Origin of the sequence: Bradyrhizobium sp. (assembly GCF_030697065.1) — a bacterium.
In the GTDB taxonomy this organism is placed as follows: Bacteria; Pseudomonadota; Alphaproteobacteria; order Rhizobiales; family Xanthobacteraceae; genus Bradyrhizobium.
In genome coordinates, this window is record NZ_JAUYQU010000072.1 from 1 (window position 1) to 2,188 (window position 2,188).

Below are 2,188 nucleotides of genomic sequence, written 5' to 3' on the forward strand. Positions count from 1 at the left end.
TGCAGCCGCAGATCCTCCTGTTCCTTGGCGGAAAGCCCCCTGTCCGCGCCATCCTGGCAGTGGCGGGGCTTTTGCTGGCTGTGACGGTGTCCGCAGGCCCGGTACAGGCGCAAATGCCGGCAAAGCCCGCCGTGGAGGCCGCCCCGCAGGCTGTGCCCGGGTTCTGGGACCCGCGGCGGCGTCCGGACCGGCCCGATCTGTCGCGTCTCACGGTGATCCGGTTTCTGACCGAAACCGACTATCCGCCGTTCAATTTCACCGGCCCCGACGGCAATCCCGCCGGCTTCAACGTCGATCTCGCGCGATTGCTGTGCGAGGAGATCAAGGTGACCTGCACGGTGCAGATGCGCCGGTTCGAGACGCTGCTGGATGCGATCGCCAGCAACCGCGGCGACGCCATCATCGCCTCGCTGGCAGTGACGCCGCAACTGCGCGCCCGGCTCGATTTCACGGATCCCTATTACCGCGCGCCGGCGCGGTTCGTGTCGCGGCGCGACGCCGTGATGGCGGAAGTGCGTCCGGAATATCTCGAGGGCAAGAAGGTCGGCGCCGTCGCCGGCTCCTCGCACGAGGCCTATCTCAAGGCGATGTTCACCGACGCCGAACTGCTCCCCTATCCGGGCGACGACGCGCTGCGGCTGGCGTTGCGGCGCGGCGAGGTTGATTTCATTTTCGGCGACGCGATCTCGCTGGCGTTCTGGATCAACGGCACCGATTCCGCCGAATGCTGCGCGTTCTCCGGCGGTCCCTTCGTCGAGAGCCGCTATTTCGGCGAAGGCATCGGCATCGCCGTGCGCAAGGGCAACGACCTGTTGCGGCAATCGCTGAACTGGGCGCTGTTCCGGCTCTGGGAAAAGGGCCGCTACACGGATTTATGGCTGCGCTATTTTTCGGTGAGTCCGTTCTAGAAGCGCATGGCGTCATTCCGGGGGGCGCGTCAGCGCGAACCCGGAATCTCGAGATTCCGGGTTCGATGCTTCGCATCGCCCCGGAATGACGGTGTACTTATTTTGCATTTTGACGCGGAAGCGCTAGTTTCCGCGGCCCTGGAGACCATTGATGTCCACGATCGATCTTGCCGCTAGCCCCGCCGACCTGCGCGCGCTCGCCGAACAAAGCAACGCCTGGCCGTTCGAGCAGGCCAAAGCGATCGTCGCGCGGCTGAAGAAGAAGCCGAAGGACGAAGTGCTGTTCTCGACCGGCTACGGCCCCTCGGGCCTGCCGCATATCGGCACGTTCGGCGAGGTCGCGCGCACCACCATGGTGCGCCATGCCTTTCGCGTGCTCACCGAGGACCGCATCAAGACCAGGCTGCTGGCGTTTTCCGACGACATGGACGGCCTGCGCAAGGTGCCGGACAACGTGCCGAACAAGGAGATGCTGGAGCAGCATCTGGGCAAGCCGCTGACGACGGTGCCCGATCCGTTCGGCACCCATCCGAGCTTCGGCGCGCATAACAACGCGCGGCTGCGGGCGTTTCTCGACACCTTCAGGTTCGACTACGAGTTCGCCAGTTCGACCCATTACTACAAATCGGGCCAATTCGACGCCGCACTGCTGCGCGTGCTGGAACGGTTCGACGCCGTGATGGCGGTGATGCTGCCGAGCCTGCGTGAGGAACGCGCGGCGAGCTACTCGCCGTTCCTCCCGATCTGCCCGCGCACCGGCATGGTGCTGTATGTGCCGATATCGGAGCACGACGTGAAGGCCGGCACGGTCTCCTATGACGACCCCGAGACCGGCGAGCGTACCACCGTCCCGGTCACCGGCGGCCACTGCAAGCTGCAATGGAAGCCGGACTGGGCGATGCGCTGGTACGCGCTCGGCGTCGACTATGAAATGGCCGGCAAGGACCTGATCGACTCCGTAAAACTGTCCGGCAAGATCTGCAGCGCGCTCGGCGGCTTGCCTCCGGAAGGATTTAATTACGAACTGTTCCTCGACGACAAGGGCCAGAAAATTTCAAAATCGAAGGGCAACGGGCTCACCATCGACGAGTGGCTGCGCTACGCCTCGCCGGAATCGCTGTCGCTCTACATGCACCAGCAGCCGCGGCGCGCGAAGCGTCTGCACTTCGACGTGATCCCGCGCGCCATCGACGACTACCTGTCGCTGGTCGAGAAGCTGCCTGCCGAGGAGCCCGCGCGCGCGCTGGAGAATCCTGCGTGGCACATTCACGACGGCAAGG

2 protein-coding genes are annotated in these 2,188 nt (G+C 64.8%); both read left to right on the plus strand.

Going from position 1 to position 2,188, the window contains the following annotated elements; all coding sequences use genetic code 11:
* The first annotated feature begins 53 nt into the window (after positions 1 to 53).
* Positions 54 to 908, plus strand: a complete 855-nt coding sequence (locus Q8R73_RS04955) for a transporter substrate-binding domain-containing protein (RefSeq protein WP_371126036.1) — start codon at positions 54 to 56, stop codon at positions 906 to 908.
* 151 nt (positions 909 to 1,059) lie between these two features.
* Positions 1,060 to 2,188: lysine--tRNA ligase (locus tag Q8R73_RS04960; protein WP_305718420.1), on the plus strand; the 1,129-nt coding region annotated here is incomplete at its 3' end.